The following is an 18,250-nucleotide window of genomic DNA, read 5'->3' on the forward strand; positions in this document are numbered from 1 at the left end:
GAGGAGGATCGCAATCGACGCGGCCGCGGCAAGCCCCGCCCCCACGACGCGCCACACTCAGACCACGCCCCTCATGAGCCGCCTGATGATGAGCAGCGCCACGGCATCGAGCACCGCCGCCACGCAGACGCACCCCGCGCCGACCGGCGTCGCGAGCCCCTCGCGGAAGTCCGGGGAGAGCAGGGAGAGGGCGGCCACCATGAGCGCGGGCATCGCGCTCACGATGCGGGCGGAGAGCCTCACCTGGGCGGTCTTGGCCGCCAGCTCTCGCTCGAGCCCGAAGCGCCGCTCCACGAGACGCGCCGAGCGCATGAACAGTCCCTGCAGGGGCGCCCCCGTACGGGCCGAGACCGCAAGCGCCGTGACCATGAGGGCCACGCCGGGGGCCTTCGTCCTGCCCGCCAGCTCGGAGAGCGCCTCGGTGGGTGAGATGCCGCACGACACCCTGAGCGAGGCCCGTGCGAACTCGCGCTGGAGCGGCCCCTTGCCCGTCGCCCCCACGTAGCTGATGGCCTGCGCGAGCGTCCTGCCCGCCGCCAGCGCGCCGGCAAGCGAGCGAAACGTCTCCGGGACCTGGCGCGAGAGCTCCGCCGCCCACGCCCGCTCGCGGGCAGACGCCCATGCGGCTATCCCTGCCAGCACAAGCCCAAGCCCCGCCACGGCACCAATCGCAGACCTCGCGACCAGAAGCCCGAGGACGAGCGCGGCGACGCACAACGAGAAGAACAGGCCCCGCACGCCATCCGCGTCGAGGCCCAGGGCACGCACGGGCTCCAGAAGCATGGCCGCCCTCGTCGCACGGCGCCACGAGTCAAGCTCGCCCGCCACGCGCACGAGCCCCGTCTGGCCGAGACCCTCGAGCCAACCAGCCAGCGCCCGCGCGGCCCGCCGCGCGCCCAGCGTCGCCATCGGCGCAGGACCCGTTACGGGCGTCGGCGCCATCAGCCACGCGCAGGCACCGCCCGCCAGGCCGACTCCCGCGAGCACAAGCGCTCCCATGCCCTCACCTCCCCCTCCTCGAGGACGCCCTCCCGCACGGCCTCGCCCAGAAACGCCGGCATGCGCTCGAGCCGCCACGTGCGCCTGGCCGCGTCGAACGAGACGAGCTCCTCCAACACCACCTCGCCGCCTTCTCCCCTCGTGACCTCGCAGGCAGACGCGATGACGCGAGAGCCGTCCACCATGCGCCGAGACATCACGATGAGGTCGAGCGCCGTCGCCACCTGCTCCTCAATGAGCGACGCCGGTAGGTCCATGCCGATGCGCGCCAGAAGGACGAGCCTCGACACCGCCTCGAGGGGACTTCCCGCATGCAGCGTCGTGAGCGAGCCGTCATGCCCCGTGTTCATCGCCTGGAGCATGTCGATGCACTCCTCGCCGCGCACCTCGCCCACCACGATGCGGTCGGGCCGCATGCGAAGCGCGTTGGTCACGAGCATTCGGATCGTCACCGCGCCCGTCCCCTCGATCGAGGCGTCCCTCGCCTCCAGACGCACCACGTGCAGGTCCTCGTCGAAGCGCAGCTCCGCCGAGTCCTCGATGGTCACGATGCGCTCGCACGCGGGAATCTCGGCAGAGAGGGCGTTGAGAAGCGTGGTCTTGCCAGACCCAGTCCCCCCAGCCACCGCGATGTCCCTCCTGAGGCGCACGGCCCAGGACAGGAGCCGGGCATACCAGTGCGGCACCGATCCGAGCCCGACGAGGCTCTCGAGCGTCCTGATCGCACCGGAAAACTTGCGGATCGTGACGACCGGCCCGTCCACGGCAACGGGCGCTATCACGGCGTTCACGCGAAACCCGTTGGAGAGGCGCGCGTTCACGATGGGGTTGGCGTCGTCGAGACGCCTGCCCAGCGGGGCCAGGATGCGGTCGACGGCAAGCAGGATCTGCTCGGACGAGTCAAACACGCGCTCGGCGCTCAGCACGTGGCCGTCGCGCTCAAAGTAGAGCGACGAGCAGCCGTTCACCATCACCTCGCTCACCGTGTCGTCGTCAAGCAGGGGCTGTAGGGGCCCCAGGCCCACAATCTCGTCGATGACCTCGCGAACGATGGGGTCGTGCTCAATGGCCGGGACGTCCGCGTAGTCGCCCGCGTTGAGCGCGGCCAGGCACGCCACAGAGAGCTCCTCGCGCCCCCGCTCGCTCGACCCGGCCGAGACGAGGCCGGCCACCTCGGTGAGGCCAAGCCTGTCCACGAGGTCTCGCTTGAGGCGGGCCCTCAGCTCCGAGCGTGTCGGCACCCGCGCCGCCTCGGCGGGGGTCACCTCCGCCGGGACCTCGGCGCCCTGCTCGCGGACGCGCTCAAGGACGCTCATGCCGAGCTCGCCTCGCGCCTGATGCCAAGGAAGTGGCGCGGACGACGCCTCCCCTCGAGGGCTCGCGCGGCCTCCTCGGAGTCGGGCAGGCACCCCAGCTCCCGCAGGAGCTGCGCCAGCCCCGTCGCAAGCGAGGTGGCAAGCGGATTGTCCGTACGGGCAAGCTCCGCGGCATGCCCGCCGGAGAGCAGCTCGACCGCCTCCTCCCCGCCGTCGAGCACGCGGACCTCGCGAGCGCACTCGAGACCCACAGCGGCGCGGGTGACGAACGCCTCGTCCCTGCGCCGCGCGTCACAGCCGTTCATGAGGCGTACGATCCTCGTGCGCGCGATGCCCAGTCGCACGGCCAGCCCTCCGCAGCGCGAGAGCGCGGGGATGGCGCCGGGTCGCTCGTCGGACACGATGACGAGGCGATCAGCCGCCTGGGCGGCAGACGCAACGGCGTCTCCCCAGTTGGTCGTCGTGTCAACGATCACGAGGTCGTGCTCGTGCGTGAGCAGCGCCACGAGGTCCGCGGCGATGGGCTGCACCGTCTCGGCGTACTCGGGAGCCTTGCAGGGACCCCACACGCGCAGGCGCTCCGCCACCTGCACGGCATGCTCTCCAAGCGCCCCGGCATCGAGCTCGGACTTCACCATGCCCGAGAGGTCTCCGGGGCGCTCGGCCCCGGCAAGCGACGCAAGGTTCCCAAAGGCAAGGTCGAGGTCGAGCAGGGCCACACGCATGCCCCAACCTGCGGCGATATGGCCCGCCACGGCCGCGACCGTGCTCTTGCCCACGCCGCCGCGGCCAGACACGAACACGATCACCGCCGCGCCGTCCCTGCGCTCCACGGGCGTGGCGGCCCTCTCCCGCGTCTCCTCGGACGACACCGCAGACGCCTTGGGTCCGCCGCCCGCCGGCCCGCCCCGCACGATTGCCAGACTTTGGGGCCGCAGGTACGACACGACATCGGAGCTGGTGATGACGCGCGAGATGCCCGCCCTGTTCGCACGGGACCTCAGCGAGCCCGAGGCGTGCCCCACCGCAAGGACCACCTCGCGCGCCCAGCCGTCGGAGGCGATGGCCGCGGCCAGGTTCACCGGCTCGGGACCGTGGGCTCCCTCTCCCACGACGACACCCGCGCCCGCAAACCGCCCTGCCAGCGACTTCCTCGCCTCGATGGGGTCTTCCACGACCTCCACCTTAGCCCCGCGGTCGCAGCCCACCAGATAGTCGCGGATCGCCGCCGACTGGCTCTGTCCCGCGCACACCACCCAAGCAGCCATCGTCACTCGCCTCCCAGCTCTTCTGCCACGCCTGTCTCCGGTGCCACATCGCGCGCTTCCCCGTCATCCGCCTCGCCAACATCCATGTCATCGGTCGATGCATCGTCGCCCGCGCCTCCGCCCGTACGCGCAGAGGCCCCTATGTCTGCCTCGCCCTCCGCAAGCGAGGGGACGCTCGTGGGAGCCGACGTCATGGACTCGCTCGCGTCGACGTCGTGCGCGGGCACGGCAAGCCTGAGGGTCCCGTCGGAACCTGCGCCGAGCACCGTCGTGACGTCTGCCGGCAGCACCGCCAACGTCACCGACTGGTCAGACGCCCTCGAGCTAGACGACCCCACGCCGAGGACCTGCACGTCGTCCGAGATGAGGCGCACCCCGTCTGCCGTTGCCGCATACGCAAGCACGCGCGTGCCCGCGGCCGCATCCTGTGCCATGCCCGACCGGTCGCCAAGACGTACCGAGAGCGCTACGCGGCCCTCGGGAACCTCGAGCGTCTCCTCGTCCTTCGCGAAGTCGAGCCCGGTCAGGGGCGAGCCCGAGGCGACGGGCGACGTGAGGCGCGACCCCACGACGTCGCCCAGCGAGGTCATGGACCCGGAGGGAGCGAGGTCTGCGAGCCACTCGCGTTCCTCGACATCTGCCTCGGCCACCACATCCCCACGGGCAAGCTCGTGCCGCGCCACGACGAGCGTCGTGACCTCGCCGCCATAGCGCTCGAGCACCTCGGCCCGCTCCTCGCGTGCCTGGGCTCGCGCCGCGTCGGCATGCGCGGCGGCAAGCAGCACCGCGATGATTCCGCACGCCGCCGAAGCGGCCAACCTCGCCCGTCGCCTCACGCGTCCTCCCTCCGTCCATCCGTGGAGGGAATCATCGCCTGCGCCAGCCCGGGGCCGGGCGAGCCCGGGAAGAAACCCCGGCACCCGCCGACACAGACCTGACACGGCGCCGACAAGAATCGCGTCCAAATTGCAGAAAAGGTCAGTGACTCTTTTCAACATCCATATAACCGCAGGTCAGAGATATGTTGAAAACTAAGAAAGATAAGAGAGTATGCATGGCGCAACCGCCCGGCCACGAAACTAATCAGCGGAGTTGTGAAGGCCTTATGAAGGAAACGGTCCAGATGACCCGCAAGCATGCCTCACACCCACGGCACCACGTGACAGGCAAGGAAGCACTGATGGCCGCAACCGCAGCTACAGCACCACGTCCGGGTCGAGCCCCTGGGCACTCTCTCGCATCTCGCCCGCAAGCGAAAGGTAGGCCCCGGTCCGCACGGCATCGAGCTCGCCCGCCTCCAGCGCGGCGCGCACGGCACACCCTGGCTCGCCCGAATGCGTACAGTCGCGGAAGCGGCACTCCCGCGCACGATCCGCCACCTCGGGAAATGCAAGCGCAAGCCCGCGCTCGTGCCCCACGAGCGGCAGGCTCCTGAGCCCGGGGGCGTCGCAGATGACGCCCGCGCCGGGCACCTTCACCATCATGCGCGCCACCGTGGTGTGGCGACCCATGTCGTCGCGCTCGCGTACCGCGCCCGTGGCCAGGGCATCCTGCCCAAGCAGGGCGTTGAGCAGCGTCGACTTGCCTGCCCCGCTCTCGCCCAGAATCATCGCCACCGTGAGCTCCGGCACCAGGGCGCGCACGCCGTCGATGCCCTCGCCCTCGGCAGACGACGTCACCACCACGCGCACGTCCTCGCCCACGAGGCGCCGCACGCGCGAGACGTCCGCGTCGAGGTCGCCCCCGCGCGCCTTGCGGTCGGCCTTCGTGAGCACCACCGAACAGCTTGCCCCGCAGTCGCGCACAAGCACGAGCGAGCGGGCGATGCGGTCGAGCGGTACCTGGCCCTCGCCCAGCGCCGCAACCACGATGACCTCGTCGAGGTTGGCCGCAAGCGTCTGGAACTCGCCGCGCCTGCCCCCGCGCCAGCGCGCGAAAGCGCTCCGGCGCGGCAGCACCTCTTCGATGACACCCATGTCGTGGTCGGGCGGCACGGCCACGGCCACCCAGTCGCCCACCGTGGGCGTGATGCCCGCCTCGGCCGCGGCTCCCTTCGCGAAGTCGACGGAGTGCTCCGCACGAAGCGTCCGCTCCTCACACGCCACCAGCGGAAACCCGCGGTCGAGCCGTACCACGCAGCCCAGGTCGAGCGTGCGGGCGCACTCCTCGCCCAGACGTTCGGCCACGCGCCCGCGCGCCTCCGCAAACGCGGCAAGCTGCACCTCGTCTGCCCTGAGGTCGCCGAAGGCGGGCACGTTCTCGAGCTCGTCGGTCGCCGGGAGCGCGCGTAGGACGTTGGCAGCGGCCTCGCCCCTGGCCGGCCCGCGGTACCCCCGACCCCCGGACGCGCGCGAGACGCCGCCCCGCTCGGGACGACGCCTCGCCTTGCCGGAACCCCTTGCCGAACGCTTGCCCACGCGCACCCCTCACGACCTGCCGGCACAGGGCCTGGCACCTTCAACAGGCACAGCATAGCGGATGGGGCGCGACACCCTTCCGGATGATTTGTCACATTTGCGGCGACACCGCATCCCGCGCCGGGTCATGCGCCCCCGTCGCAGCTGCATGTCTCCCCGCCGGTCCCTACGCCGAGGCACCGCCCGCCATGTCGGGCTCGTGCGCGTCAAGAAGCCCATGCTCCCATCGCACGTGTGTGAGGTCGTCCGAGATGCGATGGAAGCAATCCTCGGTGAGGTCGTAGGCAAAGAACAGGATGAGCACCGCACGACGAGGGTCACGCCCGGGCAGAGCGTCATGGCACCCTTGACGCCCAGGAGCGTGCCCGCACCCTGTGCCTGGTTGGCAGCATAGCCCGTGAGAGCCAGGATTCCGCTCGCCATCACGCCCGCCAGCGACTACGCAAACTTGCGCGAGAAGTTGTACGCCGCGTACGTGATGCCGTCATGGCGCTTGCCCGTGTGCCAGTAGCCGCAGTCGATGACGTCCGACATGAAGTTCCGGCAGATGCCGTTGGGAATCGAGAGCGACACGTAGCCGACGGTCACGAGCACGATGAAAGTCACGATGTTGGCGGGCAGCAGGAAGTTCAGGATGTCGGCCACCGCGCCCACGAAGAAGCAGCCGACGCACGTGGGCTTCTTGCCGAAGCGCCTGACGAGCGCCGCGAGCGTGTAGCCCTTCTGCGTCATCACGCCGGCGCCCGAGAAGAGCACGATCATGGGGACGAACACGACTCCCACGATGAGCTGGGCCGCCACGAGGCCGGTCTGGCGCACGGAGGCGAACTCGGCGTGGTCGTGGACGTTGCGCGCCATGACGCTCGCGAGCGAACCGTACGGCACCTGGCCATCGCAAAAGCGGGCAAGCCGAGCCCTCACGCGTGGCCGGAATGCCCTCCCGAGCAGAGTCGTGCCGTCATTTTGCAGTTTTCCGGAATCGGGACAGAGCTGCAAAAAACGCATTCACTTTGTCTTACCGAGCAAATTGGGAGGTGTGAGGTTGGACCCCCACAAGAGTGAGTAAGGATTCTCGCGAGGCTGGCGAGGCTTTGGAGAGGATTCTGAAAAACGACGCCGGGACTCGGCACGGATGGAAGTGAGCGGCAAGGCTGAAGAACGAGGCCAGGATAGATGAGGCCCGAAGACACACTAAGGACAAGGCGAGGGACCGGGGACAGGACACGTCCCAACGCGAGAGGGGCGCGCGGCACAGAAAGGCCTCGGCGAGACAGTGGGCGGCAGAAAAGGAGGCGCCCCGGCTGGCAGGACCAGTCGGGGCGCCGCTCGTGCTATCAGGCAAGGGACATGCCCCGCAAGCTGGGGCGACACGCACCCCGCCCCCAGAGCCGAGAACCCTACGCGTCCTTCTCCACCGCACGCATGATGAGCTTGTACACCTCGATGAGCGGGATGATGAGGAACGCGATGAGCAGGGCGACGAGCATGCCTTCGACTTCGAGCTGGTGCACGCCAAAGAACATCATGGCCAGCGGGTCGACCTCGACGACGATGACCGTGAGGATGAGGGCCAGCGCTGCGGCACCCCACAGCCACTTGTTCTGCTTCTTCATCTGGAAAAGCGACAGGCGACGGCTGCGCATGTTGAAGCAGTGGAAGATCTCGACCATGTTGAGCGTGATGAACGCCATCATGACGCCCTTCTCGTCAACGTCGGAGACCATGCCCGCGGCAAGCGCGCCAAAGTCGATGGTGCCGGTGAACATGTAGATGCCGCTGAAGAAGCTCGCAAGCACGAGCACCGTGATGATGACGCCCTGCACGATGCAGTCGAGGCCCATGTGGCCGGCGAAGACGCCGTCGGAGGCGTTCCTCGGCTTCCTCTGCATGACGTTGCCCTCGGCATCCTCCATGCCAAGCGCCAGCGCCGGGAAGCAGTCCGTCACGAGGTTCACCCACAGCAGCTGGACCGGCTGAAAGATCGTAAAGCCGATGAGCGTGGCGATGAAGACCGAGAACACCTCGGCGAGGTTGGCCGAGAGCAGGAACTGGATCACCTTGCGGATATTGTCGTAGATGCGACGACCCTCCTCGCACGCACCGATGATGGTGGCGAAGTTGTCGTCGGCGAGCACCATGTCGGCCACGTTCTTGGTGACATCGGTGCCCGTGATGCCCATGCCCACGCCGATGTCGGCGCGCTTGATGGACGGGGCGTCGTTCACGCCGTCGCCCGTCATGGCCACGATCTTGCCCTTGGACTTCCAGGCCTCGACGATGCGCGTCTTGTGCTCGGGCTGGACGCGGGCGTACACGCCGTAGCGCCCCACGGCCGCGTCGAGCTCCTCGTCGCTCATCTTGTCGAGCTCGGCGCCGGTGATGGCCTCCGAGCGGTCCTTGACGATGCCGAGGTTCTTGGCAATGGCGACGGCCGTGTCGATGTGGTCGCCCGTGATCATGACGGTGCGGATGCCGGCATCGTGCGCCTCCTTGATGGCGGGAGCCACCTCGGGGCGCTCGGGGTCGATCATGCCGGAGAGGCCGCAGAACGTGAGGTCACACTCAAGCGCCTCGGACGAGTAGTCGGAGGGCTTGGCGTCGTAGCTCCTGCTGGCGAGGGCAAGCACGCGCAGCGCCTGGTCGGCCATGGCCTTGTTGGCGGCCACGAGCTCCTCGCGGCGCGCGTCAGTGAGCGGCATCACGGCGCCATCCTCGTAAATCTTGGTGCAGAGGCCCAGCACCACGTCGGGCGCGCCCTTGGTGTACTGCTCGAACTTGCCGTCGAGCGTCTCCACCACGACCGACATCATCTTGCGGCCCGAGTCGAAGGGCGCCTCGCCCACGCGTGGGTGCTCGTCGTTAAGGCCGGTCATGCCCGCCTTGGCGGCGTCGTTCACGAGGGCGCACTCGGTGGGCTCGCCCACGGCCTCGCCGGCCTCCTCGTCCCACGTGGCGTCGGAGCACAGTGCCATCCCCGCGAGGAAGTCCTCCTCGGGCGCGGCCAGCACGTGCTTGACCACGGTCATCTTGTTCTGGGTGAGGGTACCCGTCTTGTCCGAGCAGATGACCTGCGTGCAGCCGAGCGTCTCGACCGCGGAGAGCTTGCGCACGATGGCCTGGCGCTTGGCCATCTTGGTGACGCCCAGCGACAGCACGATGGTCACGACGGCCACGAGGCCCTCGGGAATGGCGGCCACGGCAAGCGACACGGCCACCATGAAGGTGTCGAGCAGGTACTTGGGCTCGGTCGCGACGTCGGCCACGCCGTGACGCAGGACGTCAACGGCGAACACGACAACGCAGATGACGATGACGAGCTTGGTGAGGATGTGCGAGAGCTCGGCGAGCTTCACCTGCAGCGGCGTGAGCTCCTCCTTGGCGTCGGCCAGGGCACCCGCGATCTTGCCCATCTCGGTGTCCATGCCCGTACCCACCACGACGGCGCGACCGCGGCCGTAGACCACGGTGGAGCCCATGTAGCACATGTTCTTGCGGTCTCCCAGCGGCACGTCGTCTGAGCCCTCGGCAAGCGAGATGACGCTGGCGTGCTTCTCGACCGGCACGGACTCGCCGGTGAGCGCCGCCTCCTCGATCTTCATGCTTGCGCTCTCGAGGATGCGGCAGTCCGCCGGCACGGAGTCGCCGGCCTCGAGCAGGATGACGTCGCCGGGGACGAGCTCGCTCGAGTGCAGCATGACCAGCTTGCCGTCGCGGATGACCTTGGACTGCGAGGCACTCATCTCCTGCAGCGCCGCCAGGGCCTCCTCGCTCTTGGCCTCCTGGATCACGCCGAGCGCCGAGTTGATGATGACGACGGCCATGATGATGATCACGTCGGCAAAGTCGGGCTCGCCCTGGATGAAGCCGGTGATGGCCGAGATGGCCGCCGCGACGATGAGCATGATGACCATGGGGTCGGCCATCTGCTGGAAAAAGCGGATCCAGAGGGGAGTCTTCTCCTCCTCCTTGAGCTTGTTGGGGCCGTGCTTGGCGAGGCGGCTCGCGGCCTCGCTCGCGCTGAGGCCAGCCTCCTCCGTGACGCGCAGCCCGTCCAGGACCGCTTGCTTCTCTTCTAGATACTGCTTCAAAGCTACCCTCTCCTCCTGGGTTCGTGCGCGACAGATTGATGCCCGATCGTAATTCCCCAGGAGAGGGGCAAGGGCCCATCAAGGCTGCCATGTCGCGCGTGGCAAAAATGCTGTTCCATCATAGCGCACGCGGCGAAACGCTCGCCGGCCTCCGGCAGACGGTGCAACCCGACGGCGAGCGGTCACGGCGGACGGGGCGGGTGGCCACGCCCCGTCCGCCCCGGCCCCCACTTGAGCGCATAAGTGCTTCGTCAAGGCCTCGTAAAAATGTATTCTCTCGCGTGCACAACCTCATCTAACTGCGGGTTTGTAATCACGATAGTTTTGCAGGAGGCCCTTGGCGGGCCTCTCATAGGCTACAATTCAGGGTTGGCAGTTGACTGGCCGGGGACGGCAGCTCGTCGTTGGCCGCAAACGCGATCGAGGCAAAGGAGTTCGCATGAAGATCCTGTTCTACGGCGCCCGCGACTATGACAAGGACTCGTTCAACGCCGAGCTGAAGGACTATCCCAACGTCAAGATCGACTACGTCGAGACCAACCTCACCCCCGTCACCGCTTCGCTCGCCCGCGGCTACGACGCCGTCTGCGCCTTCGTGAACGCCGAGGCCAACGCGATGACCCTCGAGATTCTCCGCGGCTTCGAGGTCAAACTCGTCCTCATGCGCTGCGCCGGCTTCGACGCGGTGAACGTGCCGGTCGCCAAGGACCTCGGCATGACGGTCACCCGCGTCCCGGCCTACTCGCCCGAGGCCATCGCCGAGCACGCCATGGGCCTGGCCCTCTGCGCCAACCGCCGCATCCACAAGGGCTACAACCGCGTTCGCGAGAACGACTTCGACCTGTCCGGCCTCGTGGGCGAGACGCTGCACGGCAAGACCGCCGGCATCATTGGCACCGGCCGCATCGGCGCCGCCCTCTGCCGCATCTGCAAGGGCTTCGGCATGCACGTCCTCGGCTCCGACCTCTACCCCAACCAGAAGCTGGTCGACGAGGAGCACGTCGTTGACGAGTACGTCGACTACGACGAGCTGTATCGCCGCTCCGACCTCATCTCGCTGCACGCCTTCCTGAACGACGAGAGCCGTCACATGATCAACGACGAGGCCATCTCCAAGATGAAGGACGGCGTCATCTTCGTGAACACGAGCCGTGGCGGCCTCGTCGACACGCAGGCCCTCATCCGCGGCATCCTCTCGCACAAGATCGGCGCCGCCGGCCTCGACGTCTACGACGAGGAGGGCCCGAACGTCTACCAGGACCACGCCGGCGAGGTCATCGACTCCGTCACCGCGCGCCTCTGCTCGTTCCCCAACGTGGTCATGACCAGCCACCAGGCGTTCTTCACCAAGGAGGCCCTGAGCCAGATCGCCCGCGTCACGCTCGACAACGCCAACGCCTTCGCCGAGGGCACCGCACTCGTCGACCGCTCGCAGGTCTGCTAGACCAACCCGCGCCGCCCGAGGCCGCGGGCGGCGCTTCGTATATGGAGCGGCGGACACGGTTTGTCCGCCAGGAGAGCGGCATGGGGCCGCTCGCCCGTCATTGTGAGGAAAGGAAATCAATGCAAGCGAAGAGGACGAAGATTGTCTGCACCATGGGTCCGTCCACCGAGGATGAGGGCGTCCTTCGCCAGCTCATCGAGTCCGGCATGAACGTTGCCCGCTTCAACTTCTCGCACGGCAGCCACGAGTACCACAAGGCAGGCATCGAGCGCGTCCGCAGGGTCGCCGCCGAGGTCGGCAAGCCCGTCGCCATCCTGCTCGACACCAAGGGCCCCGAGGTCCGCACCGGCGTTCTCGAGAACGGCGAGAAGGTCCACTTCGAGACCGGCGACAAGACCATCATCACCACCGATGACGGCGTCGTGGGCAATCACGACCGCTTCTCCCTCGACTTCAAGAACCTCCCCAACGAGGTCAAGCCGGGCGACCGCATCCTCATCGACGACGGTCTGCTCGAGTTCGACGTCAACAAGATCGAGGGCACGAACATCTACTGCACGCTGGCCAACTCCGGCGACCTCGGCGAGCGCAAGGGCGTGAACATCCCGGGCGTCGACATCTCGCTGCCGGCCGTGACCGACCGTGACCGCGAGGACATCATCTTCGGCTGCGAGATGGGCATCGACGCCATCTCCGCCTCCTTCATCCGCGACGGCGCGGGCGTCGAGGAGATTCGCCAAATCTGCAAGGACCACGGCCGCGACAGAGTCTCGATCTACCCGAAGATCGAGTGCGCCCTCGGCATCGAGAACTTCGATGACATCCTCGAGCACGCCTCCGGCATCATGGTTGCCCGTGGCGACCTGGGCATCGAGATTCCGCCCGAGAAGGTGCCGCACGCGCAGAAGGAAATGATCCGCAAGTGCAACGAGGCCTACAAGCCCGTCATCACCGCCACGCAGATGCTTGACTCCATGATCCGCAACCCGCGTCCGACGCGCGCCGAGGTCAACGACGTCGCCAACGCCGTCATGGACGGCACGGACTGCGTCATGCTCTCCGGCGAGACCGCTGCCGGCAAGTATCCGGTCGAGGCCGTGAAGATGATGGCCTCCATCTGCCGTGAGACCGAGCAGTACCTGCCCGAGCGCCACAGCTACCACGACCGTGGCGGCGTCCGCAACGTGAACGGTTCCATCGGCTTCGCCGCCGTCACCACCGCCGACCGCGTGAACGCCAAGTGCATCATCACGCCGACGGCCACCGGCCGCACCGCCCGCCTCATCTCCAACTTCCGCCCGAGCCTGCCGATCTACGCCATCTCGCCGAGCGAGGAGACCGTGCGCAAGTGCTGCTTCTACTGGGGCGTCGAGGTCTTCCACGGCGTTGCCCAGGGCACGCTTTCCGAGACCGTCAACAACGCGCTTACCATGGCTCGCGACAACAACCTCGCCGAGAAGGGCGACATGGTTGTGCTGACCAGCGGTGACCCGCAGACCTCGCCGTCGCAGGGTGACTACGTGACCTCCACCAACATGCTCATGGTCGCGCAGATCTAGTGCCGCGTCACAGAGGTTGGCCACCAGCCGTAGGGCCGGACATGCCGACCTACAAGCGCCCCGACGTCCCAGCTGCGATGTCGGGGCGCTTTTTGCTGGCATCCGTTCGCTTCTTGGCGAGCTTTGTCTTGGTATCCCAACAAACGACGTTTCTGAAAAAGGTTTTGGGCCGTCTTGAGACAAACGGCGTTTCTGAAAAAGGTACCGAGTCGGCTTCAACCAGAGGACGTTTCTGAAAAGGGTAATTTCGAGAATTCCCTTTTCAGAAACGTCCTTTGCAGCAGGACAGGTCGGATGACGCCGCTATTCCGGGAAGATACGGATGGCGTCAAAGCCACGGAAAGGGACGGACGGCGTCAGAACTACGACCGGCTCCCAATGCCGGGACGTAGAACCCTGCAGACAGCCAAGTCGCAGTCGCCGGCGCCCCGCGGAGCCGTTGCCTATCGCGTGGTGATGCAGTTGATGACGCAGCGGTTGGCCGGCAGCCACACGCTGCCCCACTCCACCGGCGTGCCGTCCTCGAGCCGCACGAGCTGGTCGAGGTCGAGCACGGGCGAGCGCTCGCCGCACTCCAGCCAGCGGCCGCGCTTCTTGCCGGCGGCGCGGGCGCTGTAGGTCATCTCGGCCGTGCCCACGCGCTTGCCGCTCGTGCGCTCTACGGCGTTGAAGAGGCCCTCGTGCTCGAAGTCCACGTTCTCGAGACCAGGGCAGGGCTCGAGGTTGATGCGGCTCTCGATGAGCATGACCGGCTCGTCCTCGACGAGACGGACGCGCATGAGGTAGAGGTAGGGCGAGCCCTCGGCAATCTCGAGGCTCTGGGCACACACGCGGTTGGCGCGCTCGATGCGCTTGTCGGCCACCTTGGTCACGAACTCGATGCCCTGCTCGTTCATGGACTCGGCAAACGAGTGCAGCTGGTTGCCCGAGGGACGTGCCATGACCGGCTGGATGACGAAGGTGCCGCGCCCGCGCTGCTGCACGAGCAGGCCCTCCTCGACGAGCGAGCGAATGCCCTTCTGCACGGTTCCGCGCGAAAGGTGAAGCATGGCCATGAGCTCATGCTCCGAGGGAATGCGCTCGTCGACGCCCCACTCCTTGGAGTAGATCTTCTCGCGGACGTAATCTGCCACCTGAACGTAGAGCAGCGAGGTGTCCTTCTTCTCGAAGTCCGACATGTGTCTCTCCCGCCGTGTGAGAGCTCGGCGGGCAATCCCCCTTGTTGCCCACCAACTTGACCATACGTCGTATTAGTTTAGCCCGACTTCTATCACTTACACAACGTACGGGTTAGACTCGGTGCAAGTGGACAACTTGACCCATCCTATAACGGCGACACATGCGCTGCATAGCCAGCCTGTCACGCCGCCCGTCTAACCCGGCACAGGCCGCAAGGCCTAGGCAAATCGCCTGGCATACTCCGTCAGGCGGTCGAAGATGAGCTCGGTGGCATGCTCGAAGACATGGAGGAAGAAGTCCTCCGTGAAGAGGCTGTACTCGGGCGTTCCCTCGATGTGGCGTATCCGGTTGTCCACCACGATGTCATCCGCCACCTCGACCGTTGCCGGAACGTCGACCGCGCGTATCGCGTACTGGGGAAACTCCGCCGCCTGGCGGACAAGTGCCTCGCTGACCTCGCACATGAGCGTGATGGGGAGCGTGCGACCAAACTTGTCGAAGTCGTCCTGCTTGCGGATGCGCGTCGTCTCGCCCGGCTCGACGTTGTGCGTCTTGAGCCAGGCTCTCGTGGCGGAGTTGTACGCGTTGTCGCACAGCAGGTGTGCCCAGGCTCCCAGCGTCACGTCATTGGCCCGATAATCGGGACTGGTCAACTTTGCCACCAGCGCCTCGTGCGCCTCAGGCGAGGCCGGAACAGCGAAGTGTCCGCCCGCCTGGGAAATCCTCACGCCCTCCTCGACCGTGACGTCTGCTGGCGAAACGGGAAACTCCTGGGTCAAAGGCCGAGTTGGGACCACGTATGTGTCCCAGAACTCGCGCTCGCCCGGCACGGGGATGTGAGCCGCGTGGGTGAAGTGCGTGAGCGTGTACGGAAGGATACCCGAGGGGTGCTGGACCATGTAGCCCACGTAGACATCCGGCACAAAGTTGCCAAAGAGAAAGGCATTGACGTCACGGATGCCAAACGAAGCAGGGCTCCCCTCTCGCAGGAGCCTCTGCACATGCGCGGTATGTACATTCCAACTCGGCATGCGTCCATGCTAGCACGACCACCCGCGACCGCCGAGGTTAGCTGCACGAAACTTACCAGCCGCAAGCGCCACGACCATCCGTCAACAGCTCACGCGGATTGACGCGTTTGCTGCGAACAAATGCGCGGATCCGCGTGGGCTGCAAGCCAGAAACACAGCCCACACGGATTTGCGCATTTGCCACGAGCAAACACGCAAAAGCCTGGAGCCTGTTGGCAGCAAAGTCACGGCCCCCACGGATTGACGCGTTTACAGCCAGCAAATACGTCAATCCGTGTGGGCTGCTAGAAGAAGCGCAGCAATTGAGGCACAGCATCAGCCAACGGAACGCCCCAGTCCCCAACAAGAAGCCCCGCGACATGCAGCCGCGAACGCTAAGGACCCCGGGCCTGGTTACTAAGGAGATGTTATTGAGGGCGCAAAGCGCCCGAACACATCTCCGTGTAACCAGGCCCGGGGTCCACTCCCCGTAAGCAGCCTCTTGCCTAGCCCCTCACTTCGCCTCCGGTACTCTTGCACACCTTCTTGACGAGCTTGTCATGCGCGCGCTCGACCTCCTCGCTCGTGAGCGTGTGGTCGGCGGAGCGATACGTGAGCTCGAACGCCATCGACTTCTTACCCACGCCCACGCGAATCGGGTCACGGTAGACGTCGAAGAGCCTCGCGCTCTCGAGCAGCTTGCCGCCTGCGCTCTCGATGCGCTGCGTGAGCGCCTCGCAGGTGACGTCCTCGTCAACGACAATGGCCAGGTCGTGCGTGATGGCTGGCAGCGTGGGCACGTCCTGGTAGGGCAGCTCGCGACGTGCCAGTCGAAGCAGCGCCACCTCCGCCAGCTCGAACGCGATGACGTCCTCGGAGATGCCGAAGTTGGCAAGCGACGTGGGGTGCACGTTGCCCACCCAGCCCAGCAGCTCGCCCTCGGCGTAGACCTCGGCGGCACGGCCCGGCTGCAGCCACGGGTACTCCTCGGGCTTGGTGGGCTTGAAGCGCACCTTGGTGATCCGCAGGGCCGCAAGCAGGCGCTCCACAACGCCCTTCGCGTCAAAGAAGTCGAGCTTGTGGTGCTTCTCGTTCCAGCCGTCCTCGCCCCAGGCGCCGGCGAGCACGCCGCACACGTAACGCGGCTCGTCGGGAAGCGTGCGGTGCTCGTGGCCAAAGAACACGCGACCCTGCTCGTAAAGCGCCACGTTTGACACGCCATGGTCGAGGTTGTAGGCCACCGAGCGAAGGAGCCCCGGCAGGATGGAGCGGCGCATCTCGCTCTGGTCGGCGAGCAACGGGTTCATAATGCGCACGGGCACGCCGCGGCCGACCTCGGTGATGCTGGCGCGCTTGAGGTCGCCGTCCTCGGCAAAGCAGTAGGTGAACGTCTCGGAGAGGCCGCAGGCGCGAAGCGTGGCCCCGATGAGGTGCGCACGCTGCTGGTCGACCGTGAGGCCGCCGTGGTGGTTCTTGGCGGCGGGCAGGGTGGGCGTCACGCGGTCCATGCCCCAGAGGCGCAGGACCTCCTCGATGAGGTCGGCCTCGCGGGTGAGGTCCGGGCGGTTCGTGGGGGCGACCACCTGGAGCACCCCGTCATGCTGCGGCACCACGGCGCAGCCAAGGCGCTCGAGCAGGTGCGTCATGTCGGCATCGGCGATGTCTGTACCGCAGACGGCACGCACGCGGTCCGGGCGCAGCGCGATGCGGGCGGCCTCGACCGGCTTGGGGTAGGCATCCACGCGGCCGCGGCACACGGTGGCGCCGCAGCAGCTCTCGAAGAGCGCCGCAGCGATGTCGGCGACCTCCTCGCAGCTGGCGGCGTCGACCTGACGCTCGAAGCGGATGGACGCCTCGCTCATGAGGTTGAGGTTGCGGCTCGTGCGCGAGATGTGGCTCTTGTCGAAGCAGGCGCTCTCGAGCAGCACGTCGACCGTGCCATCGTCGATCTCGGAGTTGGCACCGCCCATGACGCCGGCAAGTGCCACCGGGCGCACGCCGTCGTCGGTGATGACGGCCATGTCGGACGTGAGCGCGCGCTCCTGGCCGTCGAGCGTGGTGAGCTCCTCGCCGTCGCCCGCGGCGCGAACCACGATATGGCGCTTGCCGTCGCGCTCGGAGAGCTTGCCGAGGTCGAAGGCGTGCAGGGGCTGGCCCGTGAGGTACATCACGTAGTTGGTGACGTCCACCACGTTGCTGATGGGACGGCTGCCGGCGGCGATGACGCGGCGCGCCAGCCACTCGGGGCTGGGGCCAATCTTGACGCCGCGCACCACGCGCGCCACGTAGCGGCTGCAGAGCTCGGGAGCGTCGATGTGCACGTCCACGAGGTCGGCCGAGCGCGGGCCCTCCTCGCGCTCGATGGCCGGCAACTCGATGTGTGTGTCCTCGTCGAGGACGGCGCCCACCTCGGTAGCCATGCCCACCATCGAGAGGCAGTCGGGGCGGTTGGGCGTGATCTCGCAGTCAAGCACCACGTCGCTCGTGCCGTGGTACTGCGAGAACGGCATGCCCACGGGCGCGTCAGCCGGCAGGATCATGATGCCGGAGTGGTCGCCGCCAAGGCCCAGCTCGCGCTCGGAGCAGTTCATGCCGCAACTCTCGATGCCGCGCAGCTTGCTCTTCTTGATCTTGACGTCGCCGGGCAGCACCGCGCCGATCATGGCCACGACGATCTTGTCACCCTCGTTGAAGTTCTGGGCGCCGCAGACGATCTGCAGCGGCGCGGGGTTGCCGGCCTCGTCGACGTTCTTGTCGCCCACCGAGACCTTGCAGAGCCACATGTGGTCGGAGTTGGGGTGCGGTTCCTTGGAGAGCACCTGGCCCACCACCACGTGGTCGAGGTGCTCGCCCACGTTCTCGATCGTCTCGACCTCGGTGCCGGTGCGGATGAGCTCGCGGTAGAGCACCTGCACGTCGTCCGGCAGGTCCACCATGGAACTCAGCCACTCATATGAGATGCGCATTGGG

Annotated in this window: 14 protein-coding genes; 3 read left to right on the forward strand and 11 right to left on the reverse strand. The window is 67.1% G+C overall.

Features of this window, described 5'->3' with window-relative positions:
• Nucleotides 1-57 precede the first annotated feature (57 nt).
• The 8 genes from EFAMC1_RS04760 to EFAMC1_RS04795 all read right to left on the reverse strand — a co-directional run bounded on the left by EFAMC1_RS04760 (nucleotide 58) and on the right by EFAMC1_RS04795 (nucleotide 10,088).
• A complete protein-coding gene (locus EFAMC1_RS04760) occupies nucleotides 58-999 on the reverse strand; it encodes a type II secretion system F family protein (RefSeq protein WP_154053170.1) in 942 nt (313 codons plus the stop codon).
• A complete protein-coding gene (locus EFAMC1_RS04765; protein ID WP_154053171.1) occupies nucleotides 942-2,315 on the reverse strand; it encodes a CpaF family protein in 1,374 nt (457 codons plus the stop codon). The genes EFAMC1_RS04760 and EFAMC1_RS04765 overlap by 58 nt, the downstream gene beginning before the upstream one ends.
• Nucleotides 2,312-3,583 carry a P-loop NTPase gene (locus tag EFAMC1_RS04770; protein WP_154053172.1) on the reverse strand — a complete coding sequence of 424 codons (1,272 nt, stop codon included), beginning with the start codon at nucleotides 3,581-3,583 and terminating at the stop codon, nucleotides 2,312-2,314. The genes EFAMC1_RS04765 and EFAMC1_RS04770 overlap by 4 nt, the downstream gene beginning before the upstream one ends.
• Nucleotides 3,584-3,585: 2 nt before the next feature.
• The gene (locus EFAMC1_RS04775; RefSeq protein ID WP_187324566.1) at nucleotides 3,586-4,419 is read right to left on the reverse strand and encodes an SAF domain-containing protein; all 834 of its coding nucleotides are present in this window, start codon (nucleotides 4,417-4,419) and stop codon (nucleotides 3,586-3,588) included.
• A gap of 360 nt (nucleotides 4,420-4,779) precedes the next feature.
• Nucleotides 4,780-6,000, reverse strand: a complete 1,221-nt coding sequence (gene rsgA / locus EFAMC1_RS04780; RefSeq protein WP_154053174.1) for a ribosome small subunit-dependent GTPase A — start codon at nucleotides 5,998-6,000, stop codon at nucleotides 4,780-4,782.
• A 166-nt stretch (nucleotides 6,001-6,166) separates the two neighbouring features.
• Nucleotides 6,167-6,304, reverse strand: a complete 138-nt coding sequence (locus EFAMC1_RS04785) for a hypothetical protein (protein ID WP_187324567.1) — start codon at nucleotides 6,302-6,304, stop codon at nucleotides 6,167-6,169.
• 134 nt (nucleotides 6,305-6,438) lie between these two features.
• Nucleotides 6,439-6,921, reverse strand: a complete 483-nt coding sequence (locus EFAMC1_RS04790) for an MFS transporter (protein ID WP_222838648.1) — start codon at nucleotides 6,919-6,921, stop codon at nucleotides 6,439-6,441.
• A 476-nt stretch (nucleotides 6,922-7,397) separates the two neighbouring features.
• Entirely contained in the window at nucleotides 7,398-10,088 is a 2,691-nt protein-coding gene (locus tag EFAMC1_RS04795; protein ID WP_154053176.1) for a cation-translocating P-type ATPase, read from the reverse strand.
• Between the two features lie 439 nt (nucleotides 10,089-10,527).
• On the opposite strand from EFAMC1_RS04795, the gene EFAMC1_RS04800 reads away from it, so the two are divergent.
• From EFAMC1_RS04800 to EFAMC1_RS04810, 3 genes are all read left to right on the forward strand, one after another.
• Complete coding sequence (locus EFAMC1_RS04800; RefSeq protein WP_154053177.1) at nucleotides 10,528-11,532, forward strand: 2-hydroxyacid dehydrogenase; 1,005 nt, start codon at nucleotides 10,528-10,530, stop codon at nucleotides 11,530-11,532.
• A 119-nt stretch (nucleotides 11,533-11,651) separates the two neighbouring features.
• On the forward strand, nucleotides 11,652-13,091 hold the full coding sequence (pyk, locus tag EFAMC1_RS04805) for a pyruvate kinase (RefSeq protein ID WP_154053178.1): 1,440 nt from the start codon (nucleotides 11,652-11,654) through the stop codon (nucleotides 13,089-13,091).
• A 41-nt stretch (nucleotides 13,092-13,132) separates the two neighbouring features.
• Complete coding sequence (locus EFAMC1_RS04810) at nucleotides 13,133-13,327, forward strand: hypothetical protein (protein WP_154053179.1); 195 nt, start codon at nucleotides 13,133-13,135, stop codon at nucleotides 13,325-13,327.
• Between the two features lie 207 nt (nucleotides 13,328-13,534).
• Here EFAMC1_RS04810 and EFAMC1_RS04815 read toward each other — a convergent pair whose 3' ends face one another.
• From EFAMC1_RS04815 to pheT, 3 genes are all read right to left on the reverse strand, one after another.
• A complete protein-coding gene (locus EFAMC1_RS04815; protein ID WP_154053180.1) occupies nucleotides 13,535-14,269 on the reverse strand; it encodes a GntR family transcriptional regulator in 735 nt (244 codons plus the stop codon).
• A gap of 219 nt (nucleotides 14,270-14,488) precedes the next feature.
• Nucleotides 14,489-15,193, reverse strand: coding sequence for a hypothetical protein (locus EFAMC1_RS04820; RefSeq protein ID WP_261981774.1), 705 nt, complete (start codon nucleotides 15,191-15,193; stop codon nucleotides 14,489-14,491).
• 593 nt (nucleotides 15,194-15,786) lie between these two features.
• Nucleotides 15,787-18,246 (reverse strand): phenylalanine--tRNA ligase subunit beta, encoded by a 2,460-nt coding sequence (gene pheT / locus EFAMC1_RS04825; RefSeq protein WP_154053182.1) that lies wholly within the window; start codon nucleotides 18,244-18,246, stop codon nucleotides 15,787-15,789.
• Between the last annotated feature and the right edge of the window lie 4 nt (nucleotides 18,247-18,250).

The sequence above is a fragment of the Olsenella uli genome, assembly GCF_901212675.1.
Lineage (GTDB): Bacteria > Actinomycetota > Coriobacteriia > Coriobacteriales > Atopobiaceae > Parolsenella > Parolsenella uli_B.

Bases quoted from the DNA above. Each gene is read 5' to 3' on its own strand.
- EFAMC1_RS04810 (WP_154053179.1), top strand. From the start codon at position 13,133: ATGCCGACCTACAAGCGCCCCGACGTCCCAGCTGCGATGTCGGGGCGC.
- EFAMC1_RS04800 (WP_154053177.1), top strand. From the start codon at position 10,528: ATGAAGATCCTGTTCTACGGCGCCCGCGACTATGACAAGGACTCGTTC.
- pheT (WP_154053182.1), bottom strand. From the start codon at position 18,246: ATGCGCATCTCATATGAGTGGCTGAGTTCCATGGTGGACCTGCCGGAC.
- EFAMC1_RS04760 (WP_154053170.1), bottom strand. From the start codon at position 999: ATGGGAGCGCTTGTGCTCGCGGGAGTCGGCCTGGCGGGCGGTGCCTGC.
- pyk (WP_154053178.1), top strand. From the start codon at position 11,652: ATGCAAGCGAAGAGGACGAAGATTGTCTGCACCATGGGTCCGTCCACC.
- EFAMC1_RS04815 (WP_154053180.1), bottom strand. From the start codon at position 14,269: ATGTCGGACTTCGAGAAGAAGGACACCTCGCTGCTCTACGTTCAGGTG.
- EFAMC1_RS04770 (WP_154053172.1), bottom strand. From the start codon at position 3,583: ATGGCTGCTTGGGTGGTGTGCGCGGGACAGAGCCAGTCGGCGGCGATC.
- EFAMC1_RS04765 (WP_154053171.1), bottom strand. From the start codon at position 2,315: ATGAGCGTCCTTGAGCGCGTCCGCGAGCAGGGCGCCGAGGTCCCGGCG.